We start from the raw sequence: 18,438 nt of genomic DNA on the forward strand, positions 1-18,438 counted from the left end.
AACAGCCCCTTGACTCGGCGTGATCTACAACATATTGTTGCATTCAATCTAATATATCAGTCATGTATTAGTTGGCCAGTAGTTGTGGACTACATACGAATTGCAAAGGAGCAACCCATGGTAGATGTACTCACCGGCACCCTGGCCGGCGTGGACGCCGAGGTTGATGCGGCCATCGCGGCCGAACTTGGGCGCCAGCAGACGACGCTGGAAATGATCGCCTCCGAAAACTTCGCCCCCGCCGCCGTCATGGCGGCCCAAGGCTCTGTCTTGACCAACAAGTACGCCGAGGGGTACCCCGGAAAGCGGTACTACGGCGGCTGCGAGCACGTTGATGTGATCGAGCAGCTGGCCATCGACCGGGTCAAGGCCCTGTTCGGCGCCGAGGCCGCCAACGTCCAGCCGCACTCCGGCGCGCAGGCCAACGCGGCAGCCATGTTTGCGCTGCTGGAGCCGGGCGACACCATCATGGGCCTCGACCTGGCCCACGGCGGCCACCTGACCCACGGCATGCGCATCAACTTCTCGGGCAAGCTGTACAACGTGGTTCCCTACCACGTGAGCGAATCCGACATGAGAGTGGACATGGCCGAGGTGGAGGCGCTGGCCCTTGAACACCGGCCCAAGCTGATCGTGGCCGGGTGGTCCGCCTACACCCGCCAGCTCGACTTCGCCGAGTTCCGGCGCATCGCCGACCTGGTGGACGCGTACCTCATGGTGGACATGGCACACTTTGCCGGCCTGGTGGCAGCCGGGCTGCACCCGAACCCGGTGCCCTACGCCGACGTCGTCACCACCACGACGCACAAAACCCTCGGCGGTCCCCGCGGCGGCGTCATTCTCAGCCGCGAATCGCTGGCCCGCAAGATCAATTCCGCAGTGTTCCCCGGCCAGCAGGGCGGGCCGCTGGAACACGTGGTCGCCGCGAAGGCCGTGTCCTTCAAGATCGCCGCTTCCGACGCCTTCAAGGACCGCCAGCAGCGCACCCTGGAAGGGGCGAAGATCCTGGCCGAGCGCCTGCTGGCCCCGGATGTCGCCGAATACGGTATTTCGGTGGTGGGCGGCGGCACCGACGTCCACCTGGTCCTGGTGGACCTGCGCAACTCCGAGCTGGACGGCCAGCAGGGCGAGGACCGCCTGCACCGGATCGGCATCACCGTCAACCGCAACGCCGTCCCCTTCGACCCGCGCCCGCCCATGGTTTCCTCCGGGCTGCGCATCGGCACCCCGGCCCTGGCCACCCGCGGATTCGGTGCGGCCGAGTTCACCGAGGTGGCTGACATCATCGCCGAGGCCATCAAGGGCGAACTCAGCGAAGAGACCGCCATGCTGCTCCGCGACCGGGTCACCGTCCTGGCAGAAAAGTTCCCGCTGTACCCCCACCTCTCCGGCACCGACGTTTCCAACGCGGCCGGAACCCCCCAGAACGGAGTTGCCCAGTGAGCACCGAACACCTGCCCGAACACCCGGAATTCCTGTGGCGCAACCCGGACCCCAAAAAGTCCTACGACGCCGTGATCGTCGGCGGAGGCGGGCACGGCCTGGCCACCGCCTACTTCCTGGCCAAGAACCACGGGATGACAAACATCGCCATCCTGGAAAAGGGATGGCTGGCCGGCGGCAACATGGCCCGGAACACCACCATCATCCGTTCCAACTACCTGTGGGATGAAAGCGCCGCCATCTACGAGCACTCCCTCAAGCTGTGGGAGATCCTGCCCGAGGAGCTGGAGTACGACTTCCTGTTCAGCCAGCGCGGTGTCATGAACCTTGCCCACACACTGGGCGACGTGCGCGAAAGCATGCGCCGCGTCGGCGCCAACCAGCTCAACGGCATCGACGCCGAGTGGCTGGACCCGAAGCAGGTCAAGGAACTGTGTCCCATCCTTAACATCAGCGACAACATCCGCTACCCCGTCATGGGCGCCACCTACCAGCCCCGGGCCGGCATCGCCAAGCACGACCACGTGGCCTGGGCGTTCGCCCGCAAGTGCGACGAGTTGGGCGTGGACATCATCCAGAACTGCGAGGTCACCGGCTTCATCAAGGACGGCGACAAGGTCACCGGCGTGCAGACCAGCCGCGGCACCATCAACACCGAAAAGGTGGGCCTGTGCGCCGCCGGGCACAGCTCGGTCCTGGCCGAAATGGCCGGGTTCCGCCTGCCCATCCAGTCGCACCCGCTGCAGGCCCTCGTCTCGGAGCTGCACGAGCCGGTCCATCCCACGGTGGTCATGTCCAACCACGTGCACGTGTACGTCTCCCAGGCCCACAAGGGCGAACTCGTCATGGGCGCCGGCGTGGACTCCTACAACGGCTACGGACAGCGTGGCTCCTTCCACGTGATCGAGGAGCAGATGGCGGCCGCCGTCGAGCTGTTCCCCATTTTCGCCAGGGCACACGTGCTGCGCACCTGGGGCGGCATCGTGGACACCACGATGGACGCCTCGCCCATCGTCGGGACCACCCCGGTGGAAAACATGTTCGTGAACTGCGGCTGGGGAACGGGCGGCTTCAAGGGCACGCCCGCGGCCGGGCTGACGTTCGCACACACCATCGCCACCGGCACCCCGCACGAGCTGAACAAGCCCTTCTCGCTGGAACGCTTTGAAACCGGCGCCCTCATCGACGAGCACGGCGCCGCAGCCGTGGCCCACTGACCCGGCCCCACACAGGAAAGACCAGGAGCACACAATGTTGTTGTTTTCATGCCCCAACTGCGGGCCACGCAACGAAACCGAATTCCACTATGGCGGGCAGGCCCACGTGGCCTACCCCGAACAGCCGGGCGAACTCTCCGACCGCGAATGGGCGGAGTACCTCTTCTACCGCAAGAACACCAAGGGCCTCTTCGCCGAGCGGTGGGTGCACAGCGCCGGCTGCCGGAAGTGGTTCAACATGGTCCGCGACACCGTCAGCTATGAGATCCAGGCCATTTACGGGATGGGCGAACAGCCGCCGGAAGGCCTGACCGCGCCACCGGCCGCACAGGCCAAGTCCCAGCCCTTGGCACCCGCCGAGGCCAGCAACACCAACGCATCGGAAGGAGTGTAGAGATGACCGAGCAGAACAACCAGCCGAACAGGCTGCCCAGCGGCGGCCGGATCGACCGCAGCATCACCTGGAACTTCACCGTGGACGGCGTTCGGCACACGGGCCACCCGGGTGACACCGTGGCCTCCGCGCTGATCGCCAACGGCCGTCTGGCCGCCGGGAATTCACTGTATGAGGACCGTCCCCGCGGCATCCTCTCCGCCGGCGTCGAGGAATCCAACGCCCTCATCAAGGTGGCCGGACGCTTCCCCGGCCACGCCGCCGAATCCATGCTGCCCGCCACCGCCGTGCCCCTCGTCGACGGGCTCGAGGCCGAACTCCTGTCCGGCCTCGGCAAGCTGGACCCCACTGAGGACGAGGCCGTCTACGACAAAAAGTACGTCCACACCGACGTGCTCGTGGTCGGCGGGGGCCCCGCCGGGCTCGCCGCGGCCCGGGAGGCCGCCAGCACCGGCGCCCGCGTGATCCTCATCGACGACCAGCCGGAACTGGGCGGCGCCCTCCTCTCCGGCCGCGACGAGACTGTCGACGGCAAGCCCGCCCTCGAATGGGTGGCCGACGTCGAGGCGGAACTGCTGACCAGCGAGGAATGCACGGTGCTGCACCGCACCACCGTGTTCGGTTCCTACGACAGCAACTTCCTGATCGCCGTGCAGAACCGCACCGGCCACCTGGCGGAGGAACCCGGAGACGGCGTTTCCCGCCAGCGCATCTGGCACATCCGCGCCAAGCAGGTGGTCCTGGCCACCGGCGCCCACGAACGCCCGATCGTCTTTGAAAACAACGACCGCCCCGGCATCATGCTGGCCTCCGCCGCCCGCACCTACCTCAACCGCTATGGCGTCGCGGCCGGATCACGCGTGGTCATCGGCACCACGAACGACAGCGCCTACCAGCTCGCCGCGGACCTGCTCAGCGCGGGTGTCGGGGTGGCCGCCGTCGTCGACGCCCGCCAGCAGCTCTCCCCGGTCGCTTCATCGGCCGCAGACAGCATCCGCGTCATCACGGGCAGCGCCGTGGTCAACACGTCCGGGGAGTCCCGCGTCAACAAGGTCACGGTGTCCGCGATCGACGACGACGGCGCCCCCGTCGGTCCGGTCGAGGACATCGACGCAGACCTCCTGGCCGTCTCCGGCGGCTGGAGCCCCGTGGTGCACCTGCACAGCCAGGCGCAGGGCAAGGTCCGCTGGGACCTGGAACTGGCCGGCTTTGTGCCCTCCACCGTGGTCAAGAACCAGCAGACGGTGGGCGCCTGCCGCGGCAGCTACGCCCTCACCGACTGCGTAGCCGAAGGCGCCACGGCCGGCTCGGTGGCCGCCGTCAACGCCGGCTTTGCCACGGCCGACGCCGTTGCTGCCGCCACCGCCGCCGCGGCCCGCCCCGCCCGCCCGGCCCAGCCCACCGGACCCACCCGCCCGCTGTGGCTGGTCGGCGGGACGGAAGGAACGGCGTCGGACTGGCACCACCACTTCGTCGACTTCCAGCGCGACCAGAGCGTGGCGGACGTCTGGCGGTCCACCGGCGCCGGCATGCGCAGCGTCGAGCACATCAAGCGGTACACCTCCATCAGCACCGCGAACGACCAGGGCAAGACCTCCGGCGTGAACGCGATCGGCGTCATTGCCGCCGCGTTCCGCCAGCAGGGCACCGAAGTCGACCCCGACATCGGCGCCATCGGCACCACCACCTACCGGGCACCGTTCACTCCCGTCCCGTTCGTGGCCCTGGCCGGACGCCAGCGCGGCGAGCTGTTCGACGCCGCCCGCCGCACCTCCATCCACTCCTGGCACGAGGACCGCGGCGCACTGTTCGAGGACGTCGGCCAGTGGAAGCGCCCCTGGTACTACCCGCAGCCGGGCGAGGACATGGACGCGGCCGTGCTGCGCGAATGCGCCGCCGTCCGCGACTCCGTGGGCTACATGGACGCCACCACGCTGGGCAAGATCGAGATCCGCGGCAAGGACGCGGGGGAGTTCCTGAACCGGATCTACACCAACGCGTTCAAGAAGCTCGCCCCCGGCTCCGCCCGCTACGGCGTCATGTGCACCCCGGACGGCATGATCTTCGACGACGGCGTGACCCTGCGCCTGGACGACGACCGCTTCTTCATGACCACCACCACCGGCGGCGCCGCCAAGGTGCTGGACTGGCTGGAGGAATGGCAGCAGACCGAATGGCCGGATCTGGACGCCACGTTCACCTCGGTGACGGAGCAGTGGACCACCATCGCCGTCGTCGGGCCCAAGTCCCGCGCCGTCCTGGCCAAGGTGGCCCCTGGGCTGGACCTCTCCAACGACGAGTTCAAGTTCATGACCTTCAAGGAGACGGTCCTGGCCTCCGGCGTCGCCGCCCGGGTCTGCCGCATCTCCTTCTCCGGCGAGCTCGCCTACGAGATCAACGTCCCGGCCTGGTATGGCCTGGCGACGTGGGAGGCCGTCACGGAGGCCGGGGAGGAATTCAACATCACCCCCTACGGCACCGAGACGATGCACGTGCTCCGCGCCGAAAAGGGCTACCCGATCGTCGGCCAGGACACGGACGGCACCGTCACACCGGCGGACGCCGGCATGGACTGGGTGGTCTCCAAGGCCAAGGACTTCATCGGCAAGCGCTCCTACCAGCGCGCCGACGCCGTCCGCGAGGGCCGTAAGCACCTGGTCAGCGTGCTGCCGGTGGACGGCTCGATCAGGCTGCCGGAAGGAACGCAGCTCGTGGAAGCCGGCGTGGCCGTGAATCCCGCCTACGGGCCCGTGCCGATGCAGGGGTTCGTCACCTCCAGCTACCACAGCGCCGCGCTGGGACGGTCCTTCGGGCTGGCCCTGATCAAGGACGGCCGCAACCGGATCGGCGAACGCATGGTGGCCGCCGTCGGCCCCGAGCTGGTGGACGTGGTTATCGGGGAAACTGTACTTTTTGATGCCGAAGGGAAGCGCCGAGATGGTTAACACAGCAGAAAACACAGAGGTACTGGCACTGCGCCGGAGCCCGGCCCAGCACCTGTGGACGGAGTTCAGCGCCGGCTCGGTGGCCGGGTCGCGCGGGGTCAGCCTGCGTGAAGTACCGTTCCAGACCATGGTCGGCATCCGCGTCGACCCCCTCTCCGAGGCCGGCGCCAGGATCGGCGCACTGACGGGCGGACTGCCCGAGAGTTGCGGCAAGGTCGCGTCCGGCCCCCACGGGGTGTCCACCCTGTGGCTGGCCCCGGACGAGTTCCTCGCCATTGCCCCGGACCACGGCGTGGACGACGGCGGCTTCGTCGCCGGGCTGGTGACCGCCCTGGGCGACGGCGCCGGCCAGGTCATCGACCTCTCCAGCAACCGGACCACCTTTGAGCTGTCGGGACCCAGCGCCCGCGAGGTGCTGGAGAAGAGCTGTGCCGCGGACCTCCACCCGCGCACCTTCACCGAAGGCACGGCCATCACCACCGAGGTCGGCAAGATCCCGGTGCTGCTGTGGAAGACCGGGGCGGAGACTTTCCAGCTCTTCCCGCGGGCGTCGTTTGCCGACTACCTGGGCCGCTGGCTCCTGGACGGCATGCGGGAGTTCGCCGCTGCAGGACACCCGACATGGCTCTGAGCGTTCTTGACCTGTTTTCCATCGGCATCGGGCCCTCCTCCTCCCACACGGTGGGCCCGATGCGGGCGGCCAAGCGCTTTGCCGACGGCCTGGCGCACGACGGCGAGATGTCCGGCGTCGTCCGCGTGAAGGCGGAGCTCTTCGGCTCCCTGGGCGCCACGGGCCGCGGGCACGGCTCCGATAAGGCAGTGGTGCTCGGACTGCAGGGGCACGACCCCGAAACCGTCGACACGCACAGGGCCGACGACCTCGTGGCCGAGTCCGCCCTGGACGCGGCGCTGATGCTCGGCGGCACCCACCGGGTCGACTTCAACTACGGCGAGGACGTGGTCCTGCACCGGCGCAAGTCGCTGCCGGCCCACCCGAACGGCATGACCTTCCGTGCCGTTGACCACCGCGGGGAGGTGGTGCGCGAGCGCACCTACTATTCCGTGGGCGGCGGCTTTGTGGTGGACGAGGAGGCCGTGGGTGCGGACCGGGTGGTCATGGACGAGACCGTGCTGCCCCATCCCTTCACCACCGCGGACGAGCTGCTGGCCATCTGCCGGCGGGAGGGCCTGTCCATTGCCGAGGTCATGCTCGCCAACGAGATGGTGTGGCACACGGAGGAAGACCTGCGCGCCAAGCTGCTGAACATCTGGTCCGTCATGCAGGCCTGCGTGGCCAACGGCTGCGCAGCCGACGGCATCCTGCCCGGCGGGTTGAAGGTGACGCGGCGGGCGCCCGGGCTGCTGCGCGACCTCCAGACGCCGGACGATGCCGCGGACCCGCTGCTGGCCATGGAATGGGTCAACCTCTTTGCCCTGGCCGTCAACGAGGAAAACGCCGCCGGCGGCCGGATCGTCACCGCCCCCACCAACGGGGCGGCCGGCATCATTCCGGCCGTGCTGCACTACTACATGAAGTTTGTGCCGGGCGCCAATGACGACGGCGTCGTGCGGTTCCTGCTGACGGCCGCCGCCATCGGCATCCTCTTCAAGCTCAACGCCTCCATCTCCGGCGCGGAGGTTGGCTGCCAGGGGGAGGTGGGCTCGGCATGCTCCATGGCCGCCGGCGCGCTGTGCGAGGTGCTGGGCGGGACCCCGGTCCAGGCCGAGAACGCCGCCGAGATTGGCATTGAGCACAACCTCGGCCTGACCTGCGACCCGGTGGGCGGGCTGGTGCAGATCCCGTGCATCGAACGCAACGCCATCGCCAGCGTCAAGGCCATCAACGCGGCACGGCTGGCCCTGCACGGGGACGGCAGCCAAAAGGTGTCATTGGACAAGGCAATCGAGACGATGCGCCAGACAGGAGCGGACATGATGACCAAGTACAAGGAAACCTCCCGCGGAGGCCTCGCCGTGAACGTGATTGAGTGCTGAGATGGGCGCCCTCGACACTGCCACGGAAACCGCCGCCGAAACGGCACGGCCGGCCACGGCCCAGTACGTCCTGACCCTGGACTGCCCGGACAGCCCCGGGATTGTCCACCGGCTCTCCGGCGTCCTGCTTGACCACGGCGCGGACATCATCGACAACCGCCAGTTCAGCGACCGCCAGCACCTGCGCGCTGTCCCCGGGACGCCGGAGCCTGACGGCCACTTCTTCATGCGGCTGCACTTTGCCGCGCCCGCCGGGGAGGAAACCCTGACGTCGCTGCGGTCGGCGCTGGAACCGCTGGCGGCCCGGCACGGCATGCGCTGGGAGCTGCGCCCGCACGGCGCCAAACGGCGCGTGCTGATCATGGTCTCCAAGTTTGAGCACTGCCTCAACGACCTGCTGTTCAGGACGCGCACCGGGGAACTGCCGGTGGACGTCGTCGCCGTCGTCTCCAACCACCCCGACCACCAGCGGCTGGCGGAATGGCACGGCATCCCGTTCCACCACGTGCCGGTCACCGCCGGTACAAAGCCGGCGGCGGAAGCCAGGCTGCTGGAACTGGTGGACGAACTGGACGTGGAACTGGTGGTGCTGGCCCGGTACATGCAGGTGCTCAGCGACGGGCTCACCCGCAAGCTGGAGGGTCGGGCCATCAACATCCACCACTCGTTCCTGCCGTCGTTCAAGGGCGCCAAGCCGTACCACCAGGCGTACGCCCGCGGCGTGAAGACGGTGGGTGCCACGGCGCACTACGTGAACAGCGAGCTTGACGAGGGACCCATCATCTCCCAGCAGGTGATCGACGTGGACCACTCGTACGGGCCCGACGACCTGGTCGCGGCCGGGCGGGACACCGAGTGCAAGGCGCTCAGCAATGCCGTCCGCTGGCACTGCGAGGGCCGGGTCATCGTGCAGGGGAACCGGACCATCGTGTTGCGCTGACCCCGTCCACCCGCTCCCCTCCCAACTGTGTCGCGGAAAGTGCACATATTTCGCCATGTTCGTGCAGTTGATGCGACACAGTTGGGGCGCTAGCCGATGACGGCCCCGAACGTGAGGCCCAGCAGGTAGGTGGCCGCCGCGGCACCCATGCCGATCGCCAGCTGCCGCAGCCCCCGCCACAGCGGCGACGCGCCGGAGAGAAGTCCGACGACGCCGCCCGTCACCATCAGCACCAGACCCACCAAGACGCAGGCGAGGACCAGCGCCCCGAGCCCGCTCATGCCGAAGAGAAAAGGGATGATGGGCACGATGGCGCCGGAGGCAAAGAAGCAGAAGCTCGAGCTTGCTGCGCCCCATGCGGTGCCCAGCGTCTCGTGTTCGTCCGGACGCTCAAAGTTGTCGGGCGTCAGGGACAGGCTGGGATCGCAATCGCAGGTGAACTGGCCCATGCGTTCGGCGGCGCGGTGCTCGGCAGCTTCGCGGGACATGCCCCGGGCCAGGTAGACGAGCACGAGCTCGTTGTCGTTCAGGTCCAGGGAGGGCGCAGCCGAGAGCGTCACCCGGGTCGGCTGCGACGCGCCGAGCAGCTCGCGCTGCGAGCGGACGGAGACAAATTCACCGGCACCCATGGACAGGGCGCCGGCCAGCAGGCCGGCGACGCCGCTGAACAACACCACATGGCTGCCCACTCCCGTGGCCGCCATGCCCATGACGAGCGAGAGGTTGCTGACCAGGCCGTCATTCGCGCCGAACACGGCGGCCCGGAAGGACCCGGCGAGGCGGTTGCGCCCGCGCGTGGCCAGGCCGCGGACCACTTCCTCGTGGATGGCCTCGTCGGCCGCCATGGCGCGGGTCGCGTCAGTGTCGGTGGCGTAGGGGGAGCGGGATTCCGAGCGCTGGGCAAGTGCGAGAACAAAGACGGAGCCAAACCTGCGGGCCAGCAGCCCGAGCAGGCGGTTGCGCAGGGACGCACGCGTTCGGATGCCGGCATGCTCGCCCAACAGGTTCAGCCAGTGCTGTTCGTGGCGGCCCTCGGCCTCGGCCAAGGCCATCAGGATCGCCTTTTCCTCGCCGTCGCGGCGTCTGGCAAGGTCGCGATACACGGTTGCCTCGGCCCGCTCATCGGCCAGGTACTGCCGCCAGCGCTTGATCTCGGCCGGCGTGGGAATGCGTTCTGGCACGGTGGAAACTCCTCAAGTCAGCCATCACTGTAGCGCGAATCGACGCGGTTTTTTGGGCGGCGGCCCTAGGAAAAAGGTTTCGGGGAACCGCAATCCGGCAGCGCTGCATTCCGGGCCGCTCAGTCAGGAAGGGTGCAACGCGGTTTGTCCTGGTTTGGTTGTCTCCCGGGCGGCGGCTTTTCCGAAAGCGGGCCGCCTCGATGTCCACGCGCTCATGTTCGGCCATCACCTGCTGCTGTCCGGGCCGGCCCGGGTGGGCGGAGACCGTTGCAGCATTGGCGGGCGGTCCATCAGCCGGAAGTTTTCCGTAACATTCCCGCCGTGTCAGGACTTTCAGGCAAAAAACAATGGATGCCGTCCATCCCCTTCAGCGTGAAAATTCGTCAGCGCACGACGGCGGGGCGCCCCGGACGGGGGAGCGGTCATGGTGCCGCGTTGCGTAGTGCCTGCCCTCGCGTTGTTGAAAATAATGGCGACGTGCGGACCGGCATCGCGGCTTCCCGGGAACCCAGGCGGCCTCGAACCATGCAGTGAAAATCAGTCGCCGGTTGCCGGCCGCACGGCACGGGAACGATGTCCGAAGGCGGCCGGCGGCCCTATCCGTCGCGGGGCCCGGCGTGGTTAAGTGCTGTGGCGCGGGTTACACAACCGCGCAGCAGCGACCCCAAGGACAAACAATGACACACGAAAGACCCTCACTCAGGACACGAATGGCCGGCGTGGGGACCGCCGCCGTCGTGGCCGGTTCCCTCCTCCTCAGCGCCGCGCCCGCGGCCCTGGCCGGGGAACAGGCCGTGGACAGCAAAGCCACTGCCAAGACGCCCGCCATCTACCCCGTGCCACAATCCGTCGTCAGCCAGGGCCGCGACGTGCCCCTGAACGGCAAGGTCACCCTGGTGGTGGGCCAGGCCACGGACAAGCCGGCGATCATCTCGGCGACGGCGCTGCTGAAGGAATCAAGCCACAACGTCACCGTGGCGCTCGATGACAGCAACGTCAAAAACGGCAGCGTCGTCTACCTCGGCACACCGCAGAGCAACCCCGAAGTGGCCGACGCCCTGGGCGCCCTGGGCGTGGACGCGGCACCGACGCTCACGCACGCCGAAGGTTATGTGCTGGCGACCGGAACGGTCAAGGGCCGCAGCGCAGCGGTGCTGGCCGGGGCCGACGGCAGCGGCAGCTTCTACGCCGTCCAGACACTGCGCCAGGTGATCAGCGACAAGGACATTGCGCCCGTCCGGGTCAGGGACTGGCCGCTGATGAGCGTGCGCGGCACGGTGGAGGGCTTTTACGGCATCCCGTGGTCCCACCAGGCCCGGCTGGACCAGTTCGCCTTCTACGGCCAGGAGAAGATGAACACCTACATCTACTCGCCCAAGGATGATCCGCTGCTGCGCGCCCAGTGGCGTGAGCTGTACACCGGCGACCAGCTGGCGCAGCTGAAGGACCTCATCGACACGGCCACGGCGAACCACGTGAAGTTCACCTACGCGCTCTCGCCCGGCAACGACATCTGCTACTCGAATCCGGCGGACCTGGCCTCCACGGTGGCCAAGTTCGAGTCGCTGTACGCGCTCGGGGTCCACAACTTCTACATCGCCCTGGACGACATCTCCCCGTACCTGCAGTGCGCCGCGGACAAGGCCATGTTCCCCAAGGGCAACTTCCGGGGACTTGCCGACGCCCAGGCCTACTACCTGAACGCCGTCAACGCCGCGTTCATCAAGAAGCACCCCGACGTCGGGCCCCTGGAGATGGTGCCCACCAACTATGCCGGATCGGGGGCCGCCCCCTACAAGGCCGAGCTTGGCGCGACCATGGACAAGGACATCCTGCTGCAGTGGACCGGTGAAAATGTGGTCTCGCACCGGATCACCACGGCCAGCACCAAGGCCGCCCAGGTCACCTACGGCACGGCAGCCGATCCCCGGGGACTGTTCATCTGGGACAACTACCCGGTCAACGACTTTGCCAAGAACAAGCTGTTCATGGCGCCGCTGATCGGCCGCGACGCCGACCTTTACACGGCCACGAGCGGCATCACGGCGAACCCGATGATCGAGTCGTACGCGTCGCTGCCCACGCTGTTCAACTTCGCCGACTTCACCTGGAACGGCCCGGCCTATCAGCCCAAGCCGTCCATGGCCGCGGCCCTGAAGCTGCTGGCCGGCAGCAACAAGGGCGCCGTGGAGTCCCTCACCGCCTTTGCCGACCTGAACCAGAACTGGCAAGACGACCCGCTCACCCCGAGCGCACCCGCACTGTCCGCCGACGTCGCGTCCTTCTGGGCCGCGTACGACGCCGGGGCCTTCCCCGCCCGTTCGGCGCTCGCCGCGAGGGCCTCACTGATCCAGCACATGCCCAAGGTCCTGGCCAAGATTGCCTCGGCCGGCTTCTACGCCGACACGAAGCACTGGATCGACACCGCCGCCAACTGGGGAGACGCCACCCAGGACGCCCTGGACATGCTCCAGGCCGTGAAGGACAACGACGGCGCGGCACTGGTGAAGGCGCGCACCAAGCTCAACGCCGCGGTGGCCGCGGCAGGCGCGGCCACCCAGCCCACGCAGTCCGGAGCCGACCAGGGCCTGGTGGTGCCGCAGGTCGGCGACGGCGTCTTCCAGGCGTTCGTGGCCAAGGCCAAGTCCGTGGCGGACGCCTGGCTCGGAGCAGTTCCCGCCGCCGGAACGGCGCCGAAGGCCGTCACCAGCATGCAGGCGTATGGCAACAACGTCCCGGCCAACATGTTCGACGGCGACACCGGCACCATCTTCTGGACGAACAACACCCCCGTGGTGGGGGACACGATCGGTGCCGACCTGGGCGCGCCCGCCAGCATCACCGCCGTGAAGATCCAGCAGTCGGACTCGGACATCGTCCAGGCCGACATGATGTACCACGCGAAGCTGCAGTACTCCGTGGACGGCACCACGTGGACCGACGCCGGCACCTTTGACAACGCCCCCGTCATCAACGCCACGTTCGCCACGCCCGTGACGGCCCGCTACGTGAGGATCGTCGCCACCGCCGTCAACCCGGGAGGCAAGTGGATCAAGATCCGCGAATTCACTGTCAGCACCGTCCCGGCCGGCATCACCTCCACGATCGCCCCGGCCGCCGGCAGCACGTTGTCCGCGGCCGTTGACGGCCGGGTGGACACCGCCTGGACCGGCGCCCGCGCCGCCGTGCTGGGCGACAACGTCACCCAGCTTTTCGACGCCCGCACCGTGCCGTCCGTGACTGTCGTCGGCACCGCGTCCGGGACCGTCCAGGTCCAGCGTGGGGGCGTGTGGGCCAAGGCCGGCAAGCTCAAGGCCGGTTACACAAAGGTGACCGTCGGCGGCTCTCCCGTCACCGGTGTCCGGCTCGCCCTGGACCGCGGCCCGGCCCCGGTGATCAACGAGATCATCCTCGGCGCCGCCCAGTAGCACCGGCCTGCGCACGGCAGCGGCGCACGGCAGGCGCCGCCGTCGTACCTCCACGAGGGGGACGGCGGCGGCGCTTGCCCATGTCCGGCAAAAGCCAACCGCGGTAGTCTGGCAGGGGAGGTATGGTGATGCACTCCACGCACATCCACGACGGAAAGACCCCAACCCTGATCTCCTCGGTGAGCCGGGCGCTGGCCGTCCTGGACTGCATCGGCTCCGCGTCGCGCCCGCTGCCGGCCAAGTCGATCGCGCGGGCCACCGACCTGAGCCTGGGCACCACCTACAACGTGCTGCGGACCCTGGCCCACTCCCGGTACGTGGTCCAGGACACCGACGGCTTCGTGCTCGGCCCCGGCCACCCCGCCTTGGCCGCCGCGGGCAGCGCCGTTGCCCTGGCCCGGGTCCGGGGCGTGCTCAACAGCCTCCGCGATGAACTGGGCGCCCCCGTCTACCTGGCCCGCTTCCGGGACGGTGAGATCGAGCTGGTGGACATTGTCGACGACGCGCTCGCCCCGCGGATGGACCTGTGGGTCGGGCTGGAGGACGGCGCGCACGCCACGGCCTTCGGCAAGCAGATCCTGGCCGGGCGCACCGTGGCCGAACGCCTCGACTACGTCTCCGCCCACCCGCTGGCCGGGCTCACGCCACACACCGTCACCTCGCCGCGGGAGTTCCTCCACCTGCTCGACGGCGGAGCGACCGCCATGCGCGACGAGCAGGAATATGCGCTGGGGTTCACCTGCCTGGCGGTCCCCGTCGCGGCGTCCACGTGGGCCGGGGCGCTGGCCATCTCCCGGCCGGTCGGGGCAGTGCGGGCCGGCACGGACCCCACCCGGGCGCTGGAACGGGCGGCCGCCCGGCTGGAACTGCTCCTGGCCACGGGCGGGACGCCCGGAGGCTGACGGACGGACTGTGCTGACGGACGGACTGTTCCGAGGCGAAGGCCCGGAGTTGTCAAGGGCGTTGTTTTCATCCCCTGAAATCCGTGCGGTGTCCGCCCCGCGGCGCCCTGCCTAGGCTCATTGTTAATGGGCATGCGGGCCGTTGGATGAGTGCGCGCACAGTGCGGCGCACCGTCGCCGGAGGCATCGCATCTGGTGGCAAGGAGAGACGATGACCGTGCAATCAACCGAGGTTGCAAGCGGCCTCACCACTGAAGGGCGGCAGGAACTGCTGCGCCGGATGATCCTCATGAGGACGTTTGAGGAAGCGGTCCTGCGTGACTACCACGCGGACAAGAGCCCGGGCTTTGACATCGGTGCGGGCCTGATCCCGGGGGAGATGCACCTCTCCGCCGGGCAGGAACCCGTGGCGGCGGGCGTGTGCGCGCACCTGGAGACCCGGGATGCACTGACGGCCACGCACCGCCCGCACCACCTGGCCATCGGGAAGGGAATGAACCTGCGCTCGCTGGCGGGGGAGATCTTCGGCCGGGAAACGGGGCTGGGCCACGGACGTGGCGGGCACATGCACCTCTTCGACCCCGCCACGCACTTCTCCTGCTCGGGCATCGTGGCCGAGGGCTTCCCCTCCGCGCTCGGCCAGGCGTTCGCGTTCCAGCGTGCCGGCAGCCGGAACGTCGCGGTCGCGGTCGCCGGCGAGGGCGCCGCCAACGCAGGCCCGTTCCACGAGTCCCTGAACCTGGCAGCGCTGTGGAAGCTGCCCGTCGTGTTCGTCATCGAGGACAACGACTGGGGCATTTCCGTGGCACGGGCGGCGTCCACGTCCGTGCCGTCGAACGCGGTCCGCGCCGTCGGCTACGGCATACCCGGGCTCCGCGTGGAGGACAACGACGTCGAGGCCGTGCACGCCGCGGCCGGGGCCGCCGTCGCCCGCGCCCGCGCAGGCCAGGGGCCCAGCCTCATCGAGGTGCACACGCTGCGCCTGTGGGGCCACTTCGAGGGCGACGCCCAGGGCTACCGGCCCGAACTTGCCCAGGTGCCGGACCGCGACCCCATCCCCGCCTACGAAAAGCGCCTGCGCGACGCCGGCGCCCTCGGCGATGAAGAGCTGGAGGAGATGAAGGCGAGCGCACTGACCCAGGTGGCGGACGCCGTCGAGCATGCCAAGGCGGCGCCAACGCCCAACCCGGACGAGGCCCGCAAGTACGTCTTTGTGGAAGGGAGAATCTCATGAGCCAGGCAACTGCGGCGGCCGCGCACCGGCCGCTGCCCCGGGAACCCGAACCGGGCACGCGGCGGCTGAACACGGCCAAGGCCATCCAGGAGGCCATCGCCTCGCAGATGGCGGCGGACCCGTCGGTGTTTGTCATGGGCGAGGACGTGGGCGCGTACGGCGGCATCTTCTCCTCCACCACGGGGCTGCTGGAGCGGTTCGGCCCGGAGCGCGTCCTGGACACCCCGATCTCGGAGTCGGCGTTCATCGGGCTGGGCATCGGCGCGGCGGTGGAGGGCATGCGGCCCGTCGTGGAGCTCATGTTCGTGGACTTCTTTGGCGTGTGCATGGACCAGATCTACAACCACATGGCCAAGATCCACTACGAGTCCGGCGGCCACGTCCGCGTGCCCATGGTGCTCATGACGGCCGTGGGCGGCGGCTATTCGGACGGCGCCCAGCACTCGCAGACGCTGTGGGGGACGTTTGCGCACCTGCCCGGCATGAAGGTGGTGGTCCCGTCCAACCCGTACGACGCCAAGGGGCTCATGACGGCGGCGATCCGCTCCGATGACCCGGTCGTGTACATGTTCCACAAGGGCGTCATGGGGCTGGCCTGGATGGCCAAGAACCAGCGCTCGATCGGCGCCGTGCCGGAGGGGGACTACGTGGTGCCGATCGGCAAGGCCAGGGTGGCCCGCGAAGGCGCCGACGTGAGCATTGTGACGCTGTCACTGTCCGTGCACCACAGCTTGGACGTGGCCGAGAAGCTGGCGCCGGAGGGCATCAGCGTGGAGGTGCTGGACCTGCGCTCGCTTGTCCCGCTGGACCGGGGTGCCGTGATTGCGACGGCAGCCAAGACCGGACGGGTCATCGTGGTGGATGAGGACTACCGCTCGTTCGGGCTCTCCGGGGAGATCGCGGCCACCATCACCGAGCACGACCCGTCGCTGCTGAAGTCGTTCAGCCGCGTGTGCGTGCCGGACGTTCCCATTCCGTACGCCCGGGAACTGGAATATGCTGTGTTGCCAACGTCCGCGCGCATCGAGGCCGCGGTGAGAAAGGCGGTGGCCGCGTGACTGATGTCCTGTTTCCGATGATGACCGGCGACGCGTCCGAGCCCGGCGTGGTGTCCACCTGGTACGTGGCCGACGGCGACCCCGTCAAGGACAGGCACCTGCTCGCCGAGGTGTCCATCGACAAGGTCGACGCCGAAATCTACGCGCCCCTGGCCGGCACCGTCCGGCTCCGGGTCCAGGAGGGCGACGAGGTGGCCCAGGGTGCCGTGATCGCCGTCATCGAATGAGGATCTTCACCGCATGTGGGCCGGTCCGGTGATTACCGGACCGGCCTCGCGCCAGACACGGATTGGCCGGTCGGCCGGCGCGGAGTCTACTTTAAGGACCCGCCAGGGCACGGCTTCGAGCTGATCACCCGGCCGTATTTCCAGACGCCAGCGACTGGTGGCCGAGCCAGCTAGTGTGCCGCGAGGCGGAAGCCGAGGCGCCGGCCCGCCCGCACACCCGTCTGTGCGACGGTCACCACCAGGGTGCCGATTTCGGGGATCCACTGGGCCGGCCGGACGGCCTCCGTGAGAGCGTTGACCAGTTCGGCCGGTTCGGCGGACCAGTATTGGCGGTGCCCGCCCGGGGTGAAAAACGTGACGGATCCGAGGTTGATGTCCACGGCGGGCAGGACGGGGATGCCTTCGGGGCGCTTGGCCTGCTGTGTGCGGACGGTGCGGTTGGCCTGCTGTGTGCGGACGGGGCGGTTGACGGCAGTAATGGTCATGTCATGGCCTTTGCGTGTGCTCTTGCCCGCACCGGTTGGCGTCGGGCCGCTTCCTCATCCGAACCACCCTGTGAACATGGGGTTGGTGCGCGGCCAGTCGGAGCTTGGCGCCGCATCTCTTGAAGCTGGCACCACTCTACCGCCAAAAAGTACGACGGCGGGTGGCGGCGTAATAAATTACGTCACCACCCGCCCCACTTCCAACTCCCCACGCCCAGGCCAGACCGCCGATGATGGCCACGGGCAGCCCGCCCACCAGGATGTCGTAGGCGATGGTCAGCGCGAAGACCACGTCGCTGACCACGATGGAGATCAGCTGGCGGTGAACACGCGCTGCCAGATGTCCTGGCCGATCAGCAGGCCCAGGGTGTAGATGGCAAGGTAGGTGATGATGGTCTGCGGGCCGATCCCGTTCCATTGGAAGAAGCTGGCTCCACCCGGAACTGGATGCCGGACAGGCCGCCGACGGCCTTCCACGCGAACGGGAGCATGAGCAGGAAGACGCCCACGGTCTTGATGACGAACTGCACCTGGTCGGCGAGCGTGATGGACCACATGCCGCCGATGGTTGAGTAGACCAGCACGATGGCGCCGCCCACCGCAATGGCGAGCCACCGGTCCCAGCCGGACAGGACCACAAAAATTGTGGCATGGGCGCCCGAAGAGGTGGCCGAGATCAGGACAGTCTAGGCCAGCATGACGATGCCGGACATCGTGGTGGTTTTCTGGCCGTACCGCAGGCTGAGCATCTGGGAAACGGTGTAGATCTTCAGGCGCAGGATGGTGCCGGCGAAGAGGAGGCTCAGCAGCAGCATGCCTATGGCAACGTTAAAGGTCATGAAGGTGCTCCAGAGTGGCTGCGGATCCGCGAAATAAAATTGCCCAAGAGGCAACATCCGTTGTCCATTAGGCTAAACTGTGATGGACGCGACAGTCAAAGTGACCCTGCCCGTGGGAGGGCCACGGTGGGTGCGCGTAGCCCGGACCCC

15 protein-coding genes, 1 pseudogene and 1 riboswitch are annotated in these 18,438 nt (G+C 68.2%); of the genes and pseudogenes, 12 read left to right on the forward strand and 4 right to left on the reverse strand.

The genetic code is table 11. The features are described from left to right. Window positions 1-117: 117 nt before the first annotated feature. From glyA to purU, 7 genes are read left to right on the forward strand one after another with little or no spacing between them, the layout of a single operon-like run. On the forward strand, window positions 118-1,443 hold the full coding sequence (glyA, locus tag DMB86_RS05605) for a serine hydroxymethyltransferase (protein ID WP_113716916.1): 1,326 nt from the start codon (window positions 118-120) through the stop codon (window positions 1,441-1,443). After that, complete coding sequence (locus DMB86_RS05610) at window positions 1,440-2,660, forward strand: sarcosine oxidase subunit beta family protein (RefSeq protein WP_113716917.1); 1,221 nt, start codon at window positions 1,440-1,442, stop codon at window positions 2,658-2,660. Before glyA ends, DMB86_RS05610 begins: the two co-directional genes overlap by 4 nt. 34 nt (window positions 2,661-2,694) lie before the next feature. Beyond that, window positions 2,695-3,054, forward strand: a complete 360-nt coding sequence (locus DMB86_RS05615; RefSeq protein WP_113716918.1) for a sarcosine oxidase subunit delta — start codon at window positions 2,695-2,697, stop codon at window positions 3,052-3,054. Between the two features lie 2 nt (window positions 3,055-3,056). Continuing rightward, on the forward strand, window positions 3,057-5,999 hold the full coding sequence (locus tag DMB86_RS05620; RefSeq protein WP_113716919.1) for a sarcosine oxidase subunit alpha family protein: 2,943 nt from the start codon (window positions 3,057-3,059) through the stop codon (window positions 5,997-5,999). Further along, window positions 5,992-6,630: a sarcosine oxidase subunit gamma gene (locus DMB86_RS05625; protein ID WP_113716920.1), complete on the forward strand. Its 639-nt coding sequence runs from the start codon at window positions 5,992-5,994 to the stop codon at window positions 6,628-6,630. Before DMB86_RS05620 ends, DMB86_RS05625 begins: the two co-directional genes overlap by 8 nt. Continuing rightward, window positions 6,621-7,994 (forward strand): L-serine ammonia-lyase, encoded by a 1,374-nt coding sequence (locus DMB86_RS05630; RefSeq protein WP_113716921.1) that lies wholly within the window; start codon window positions 6,621-6,623, stop codon window positions 7,992-7,994. The genes DMB86_RS05625 and DMB86_RS05630 overlap by 10 nt, the downstream gene beginning before the upstream one ends. A gap of 1 nt (window position 7,995) precedes the next feature. Next, window positions 7,996-8,934, forward strand: coding sequence for a formyltetrahydrofolate deformylase (gene purU / locus DMB86_RS05635; protein ID WP_113716922.1), 939 nt, complete (start codon window positions 7,996-7,998; stop codon window positions 8,932-8,934). Window positions 8,935-9,023: 89 nt separating this feature from the next. Here the strand turns inward: purU and DMB86_RS05640 are convergent, their stop codons facing one another. After that, a complete protein-coding gene (locus DMB86_RS05640; RefSeq protein ID WP_113716923.1) occupies window positions 9,024-10,115 on the reverse strand; it encodes a VIT1/CCC1 transporter family protein in 1,092 nt (363 codons plus the stop codon). Window positions 10,116-10,792: 677 nt separating this feature from the next. Here DMB86_RS05640 and DMB86_RS05645 point away from each other — a divergent pair. The 5 genes from DMB86_RS05645 to DMB86_RS05665 all read left to right on the forward strand — a co-directional run bounded on the left by DMB86_RS05645 (window position 10,793) and on the right by DMB86_RS05665 (window position 16,964). After that, window positions 10,793-13,543, forward strand: a complete 2,751-nt coding sequence (locus tag DMB86_RS05645) for a beta-N-acetylglucosaminidase domain-containing protein (protein ID WP_113716924.1) — start codon at window positions 10,793-10,795, stop codon at window positions 13,541-13,543. Between the two features lie 128 nt (window positions 13,544-13,671). Next, window positions 13,672-14,445 (forward strand): IclR family transcriptional regulator, encoded by a 774-nt coding sequence (locus tag DMB86_RS05650; protein ID WP_171814379.1) that lies wholly within the window; start codon window positions 13,672-13,674, stop codon window positions 14,443-14,445. Between the two features lie 211 nt (window positions 14,446-14,656). Continuing rightward, window positions 14,657-15,679, forward strand: coding sequence for a thiamine pyrophosphate-dependent dehydrogenase E1 component subunit alpha (locus tag DMB86_RS05655; RefSeq protein ID WP_113716926.1), 1,023 nt, complete (start codon window positions 14,657-14,659; stop codon window positions 15,677-15,679). After that, window positions 15,676-16,737, forward strand: coding sequence for an alpha-ketoacid dehydrogenase subunit beta (locus DMB86_RS05660; protein WP_113716927.1), 1,062 nt, complete (start codon window positions 15,676-15,678; stop codon window positions 16,735-16,737). Before DMB86_RS05655 ends, DMB86_RS05660 begins: the two co-directional genes overlap by 4 nt. Then, window positions 16,734-16,964 carry a biotin/lipoyl-containing protein gene (locus DMB86_RS05665; RefSeq protein WP_113716928.1) on the forward strand — a complete coding sequence of 77 codons (231 nt, stop codon included), beginning with the start codon at window positions 16,734-16,736 and terminating at the stop codon, window positions 16,962-16,964. Before DMB86_RS05660 ends, DMB86_RS05665 begins: the two co-directional genes overlap by 4 nt. A 170-nt stretch (window positions 16,965-17,134) precedes the next feature. Here DMB86_RS05665 and DMB86_RS05670 read toward each other — a convergent pair whose 3' ends face one another. From DMB86_RS05670 to DMB86_RS05675, 3 genes and pseudogenes are all read right to left on the reverse strand, one after another. Continuing rightward, complete coding sequence (locus tag DMB86_RS05670) at window positions 17,135-17,449, reverse strand: hypothetical protein (RefSeq protein WP_113716929.1); 315 nt, start codon at window positions 17,447-17,449, stop codon at window positions 17,135-17,137. Between the two features lie 13 nt (window positions 17,450-17,462). Continuing rightward, a riboswitch (SAM riboswitch) is annotated at window positions 17,463-17,574 on the reverse strand. Between the two features lie 11 nt (window positions 17,575-17,585). Further along, entirely contained in the window at window positions 17,586-17,753 is a 168-nt protein-coding gene (locus tag DMB86_RS20510; RefSeq protein ID WP_171814380.1) for a hypothetical protein, read from the reverse strand. Between the two features lie 14 nt (window positions 17,754-17,767). Next, window positions 17,768-18,276: pseudogene (locus DMB86_RS05675) on the reverse strand (sodium:solute symporter family transporter); the annotation flags it as partial. Window positions 18,277-18,438: the final 162 nt, after the last annotated feature.

It is taken from the genome of Arthrobacter dokdonellae (genome assembly GCF_003268655.1).
In the GTDB taxonomy this organism is placed as follows: Bacteria; Actinomycetota; Actinomycetes; order Actinomycetales; family Micrococcaceae; genus Specibacter; species Specibacter dokdonellae.